General features: G+C 75.3%; 4 protein-coding genes. 2 read left to right on the forward strand and 2 right to left on the reverse strand.

What is annotated here, in order from left to right; all coding sequences use genetic code 11:
- Positions 1-617 (reverse strand): FAD binding domain-containing protein (locus VR44_RS35580; protein ID WP_211275197.1); only part of this gene is annotated, 617 nt, incomplete at its 3' end.
- Positions 614-3,175, reverse strand: coding sequence for a molybdopterin-dependent oxidoreductase (locus VR44_RS35585; RefSeq protein WP_045951786.1), 2,562 nt, complete (start codon positions 3,173-3,175; stop codon positions 614-616). The genes VR44_RS35580 and VR44_RS35585, both read right to left, overlap by 4 nt.
- A 252-nt stretch (positions 3,176-3,427) precedes the next feature.
- Between VR44_RS35585 and VR44_RS35590 the strand changes: the two genes are divergently transcribed.
- Positions 3,428-4,873 (forward strand): MFS transporter, encoded by a 1,446-nt coding sequence (locus VR44_RS35590; RefSeq protein WP_045951787.1) that lies wholly within the window; start codon positions 3,428-3,430, stop codon positions 4,871-4,873.
- Between the two features lie 102 nt (positions 4,874-4,975).
- Positions 4,976-5,205: PLP-dependent transferase (locus VR44_RS35595; protein WP_045951788.1), on the forward strand; the 230-nt coding region annotated here is incomplete at its 3' end.

The following is a 5,205-nucleotide window of genomic DNA, read 5'->3' on the forward strand; positions in this document are numbered from 1 at the left end:
AGCCGCACCGAGGTGAGGACCCGGCCGGGCGCCAGCAGGTGGTCGGCGTCGTGGAGCCGGCTGCCGTCCCCGTACAACGCGGCCACGGGGCGCGGGGATTGACCGTGCACCTCGGCCTCCGCGTCATAGGTGAGCAGGGCCACGGCGAGGGTGGAGGGGTGCGGGGCCACGCACGGGCCGTCCCCGGCGACCACCCCGTAGTGGTGGTCCCCCTCGCGGGCGGGGCAGTCGGTGCCGCCCTTCTGCAGGCAGCCGATGTGCGGGTTGCGGTAGTACCAGCAGCGGTTGCGCTGCAGCAGGTTGCCGCCCAGGGTCCCGGCGGCGCGGACCTGCGGGGTGGCGGTGCCGCCCGCCGCGAGGGCCAGCGCGGGCCAGCCCTCCCGGACCCGGGGGTCGCCGGCGAGCTCGGCGAGGGTGGTCAGGGCGCCCACGCGCAGCCCGCCGCCGGGCAGGGCGGTCGTGCCCCGGAGGTGGGAGACCCCGGACAGGTCGGTGAACGGGCCCGGGGAGATCCCGGAGCGCTGCCGGGCGGTGGTGTCGGTCCCGCCGGCGCGCAGCTCCCCGCCGCGCGCCAGGACGGCGGCCGACAGATCGGTGAGGGCGGGCTCGGTGCTCACGGACGCAGTCCTTCCAGGAGCCGGTCGGGGCGGATGGGCAGGTCGTACGGGCGCCAGCCGGTGGCGTCGTACACGGCGTTGGCCAGGGCGGCCGCGGTGGGCAGGGTGGCGACCTCCCCCAGGCCGACCCCGCCGCCGGGGACGTGCTCGAAGCCCTCCTGGTGGAAGTGGACGGTGATCTCGGGGGTGTCGCCGATGCCGGGGATCCGGTAGTCCTCCAGGTTCTCGGTCAGCACCCGGCCGGTCAGGGGATCGGTGCGCCGCTCCTCGTACAGCGCGTAGCCGACGCCCTGGACGACGGCGCCCTCGCACTGGTTGCGGGCGAGGCGGTCCTCGTGGATCCGGCCTGCGGAGATGCCGCTCCACACGCGCAGCGCGCGGGTCCGGCCCAGCCGGGTGTCCACCTCGACCTCGGCGACCTGGACCGATCCGGTGAACCCCCGGCCGACCGCCAGGCCGCCCAGGGTGAAGGGGAGGGCGAAGCCGCGCCGGTCGCGCGGCCGTTTGCCGGTGACGCGGGTGCCGTGGGCGGAGTCCAGGCGGGAGGCGACGTCGCCGCCGCCGAGTGCGGCGCGCAGCCGTGCGGCGGCGTCCCGGGCGGCGGGGGCGAGCGAGGGGGTGGTGCGGCTGCCTCCGGAGACCGGGCCGTGTACGGGTCCGCTCCGGCCGATCTCCACGCGGACCCGGCCCTCCTCGATGCCGAGTCCGTCGGCGACGGCCCGCCGCAGGACGCTGCGGGCGCCGGTGCCCATGTCCTGGACGGCGCTGCGGGCGACGACCGTCCCCTCCTCGACGGTGAGTTCGACCTCGGTGGCGGGGTCGACGAAGTAGAGCCAGTTGGCCGCGGCCACGCCGACGCCGCGCCGGTAGCGGCCCGTGCCGCCGCGCCGCACGTCGTTCCAGACGGGCAGCGCGGCCGCCCAGTCGTACAGGGCTCGGCGCTTGGAGTTGCCGTCCCATTGGCGGCGCAGGTCGATCGGGTCGTGGCCGAGCCGGTGGGCCATCTCGTCGACGGCCTGTTCCAGCGCCCAGCACAGCGGGGGTCCGCCCGGGCCGCGGAAGGGCGCGCCCGGGGGCCGGTTGGTGACGGTGTCGAAGTCGCGCAGCCGGCGCGGGGCGCGGCCGTACATGAACCGGGCCAGTGCGGCCACGGTGCCGCCGACGGAGACCCCGCCGTCGCTGTCGGCGTCGACGGCCAGCGCCGAGAGGTCCCCCGCGGTGTCGGCGGCCATCGCCAGCCGGATCCGGGTGGCGGGCCGGTAGCCGCCGTCGGTGAGCTCCTCGTCGCGGTCGAGCGAGACCCGGACGGGGGCGCCGTACAGCCGGGACAGCTCCACGGCGGCGACGACGTCGGTGGTCAGCCCCATCTTGGAGCCGAAGCCGCCGCCCACGTGCGGGGCGCCGGCGACGACCCGTTCGGGGGGCAGGCCCCAGCGTTCGGCGGCGAGCTGCGCCACGCGCTGGACGGCCTGGGTGGACAGCTCCAGGCGGAGGGTGCCGTCGCTCCAGTGGGCCAGGGCGGCGTGCGGTTCGAGCGGGGTGTGGCTCTGGGCGGCGGTCGTGTACACCCCTTCGACCAGCCGCTCGGGGGCCTTGGCGCGGGCCTTGAGGATCCGGCGCACGGCCTCGCCGCCGCGTTTGTTCATGCTCACCGGTCCCCGCCGGTTGCCCTCCCATTTCGCGGGCAGCCCGAGGCCGCCCTCCCCGGAGCTGGGCGCCTGTTTGCGGGCCGCCTTGTCCGCGTACACCAGCGGGCCCTCGCCGGCCCTGGCCCGTCGTACGTCGAGCGCCGCCGGCCGTACCTCGTATTCCACGACGACCTTCGCGGCGGCCGCCCGCGCCGCCGCCCGGGTCGGCGCGGCCACGGCGGCCACCGGCTGGCCGACGTAGCGGACCACCCCGTCGGACGGGAGCAGCCGCACCAGCGGGAGGTCGCCGGCGTCGAGGGAGCGGACGAGGGCGTGTGCGTGCGGGGAGCGGATCACCACCCCCTCCAGCAGCCCCTCGGGGCGCAGGTCGGTGGTGTACCGGGCCGTGCCGGAGGCCTTCTCCGGGGCCTCGGCGCGCGGGGGCGCGGCGGCGGGGTCCGGTTCGGCGTCGTACTCGCCCGCACAGGCGGCGGCCACCGCGTCGAAGATCCGCTCGTAGGCGCCGCAGCGGCACAGGTGGCCGGCCAGGGCGTCGGCGATCCGCTCGCGGCCGGGCGCGGTGCGGCCGTGCCCGGAGCGCCACCGGTCGTGGAACGCGGCCGCCTCGACGACGAACCCGGGGGTGCAGTAGCCGCATTGGAGGGCGTCGCGGCCGGCGAAGGCGCGGGCCACGGGATGGCCGGCGAGGCCCTCCGCCGTCGTCACCCGGCATCCGGCGAGCCGGGCGGCGGGGGTGAGGCAGGAGACCCGGGGCTCTCCGTCGACCTGGACGGTGCAGGCGCCGCAGACCCCGCCCGCGCAGACCAGCTTGGTGCCGGTGAGGCCGAGCCGGTCGCGCAGCACCTCCACGGCCGTCGGGTCGTCGTCGGTGTCGGCCGTGTGCGGGACGCCATTGACCTCGAACTCCACGGGACGCACTCCTCCGGGCCGGGTGGCGACCGCCGGGCCCGCGCGCTCACCTTCACGTCCTTGATATCCCGCCGGGGCGGCCGCCGCAGCGCACCCGCGCCCGGCGCAGGGCTGTGCGGGTGACGGGCGCGGGCCTCGCGGATCGAGTCCCGCTCGAGCGCCCGACCGCAGCCTTACATACCCCCCACGGGTATGCTAACTTGCATCGCGAAGGTACCCCCTGGGGGTATAGGACAAGGAAGGGCCAGGGCAATGTCAACCGTCAATCCCCGGCGCTGGTGGGCACTTGGCGTGCTTGCCGCCGCTCAGTTCATGGTGATCATGGACACCTCGATCATCGGGGTGGCGCTCCCCGAGATGCAGAAGGACCTGGGCTTCTCCCAGGGCGAGCTCCAGTGGGTCTTCAACGCCTACGTCATCGTCTTCGGCGGCTTACTGCTGCTCGGCGGGCGGCTCTCCGACCTGTTCGGGGCGCGCAAGATCTTCGCCACCGGCTGGGTCGTCATGATCGTCGGCTCCGTCCTCGCGGCGGCCGCGCAGAGCGCCTCGGTGGAGATCGCCGGCCGGGCCGTCCAGGGAGTCGGCGGCGCGCTGATCGCGCCCTCGGCCATGACCCTCCTGATGATGCTCTTCGGGCACAACCCGAAGGAGCTCGGCAAGGCGATGGCCCTCTACGGTGCCGCCGCCCCCGCCGGCGGCACCGCCGGCGTGTTCCTCGGCGGCGTGTTCACCGAGTGGGTGAGCTGGCCCTGGTGCTTCATCATCTACGTCCCGATCGGCGTGGTCACCCTCGCCCTGACGAAGCTGCTGCCCGCCGTCCAGTCCCGCCGCGGCTCCGTGGACGTCCTCGGCGCCATCGCCGTCACCGCCGGGCTCGCGCTCGCCGTCTTCGCCGTCGTCCGCGCCCCCGAGTTCGGCTGGGGCTCCACCGCCACCGTGCTGGAGCTGATCGGCGCCGCCGTCCTCCTCGTCCTCTTCTTCGTGATCCAGAAGACCACCCGCGAGCCGCTCATGCCGCTCAGCGTGTGGCGGATCCCGCGCCTGGGCTCGGGCAACCTGGCCATGACCCTGCTCGGCGCCGCCTGGATCCCGATGTGGTACTTCCTCAACCTGTACCTCCAGCAGGTCCTCGGCTACGGCGCCTTCGCCTCCGGCGCGGCCCTGCTCCCGATGACCATCCTGCTGATGATCTTCATGACGGCCATCACCGCCCGCCTCATGGGCCGCTTCGGGGCGAAGCCGCTGATCGTCGGCGGCCTGGTGGCCCTCGCCCTCGGCCTGCTCTGGCTCTCCGCGGTCGAGCCGACCGGCACCTTCCTGGTCGACGTCCTGCCCGCCTCGCTCGTCGCCGCGCTCGGCATGGCGCTCGCCTACATCCCGGCGATGATCGCCTCGATGTCCGGCGCCCCGCAGGAGCAGGCTGGCCTGGCCTCCGGCATCGTCAACACCACCTACAACGTGGGCTCGGCCCTCGGCCTGGCCGCGCTGACCGCCCTCGCCACCACCCAGGGCGCCGGTGAACTGGGCAACCTCCCCGCCCTCACCGACGGGTTCAGCTCCGCCTTCATCGCCGCCGCGGTCATCGCCGCCGTCGGCGCGGTGGTCACGCTCCTCGCCATGAAGAGCGACAAGGCCGTCGCGGCCGCCGCCCCGGCCGCCGACGCCCCGGCGTCGCAGGGCCAGACGGCGGGGGTCTGACGTACGGGGACGCCCCGTGCTCACCCCAGGGGTCGCCCGACGTCCTCCCCGGACGTCGGGCGGCCCCTTTTCCTCACCCCGACGAAGACAGGGAGACCCTCGATGAAGGACATCCGCACCCGGGCCGTGCACGTGGCCCACGAGCTCGAAGTCCCCGCCAGCCGGCCGCTGTCCGTACCGCTCGTACAGTCCTCCGCCTTCGCCTTCGACTCGGCCGACGAACTGGCCCGCGCCATGGCCGGACCCGACGGCGACTACGTCTACAGCCGCCGCGGCAACCCCACCGTGCGCGCGCTGGAGCGCACCCTCGCCGGCCTGGAGGGCGGGGCCTC

The sequence above is a fragment of the Streptomyces katrae genome, assembly GCF_000966975.1.
GTDB lineage: Bacteria > Actinomycetota > Actinomycetes > Streptomycetales > Streptomycetaceae > Streptomyces > Streptomyces katrae.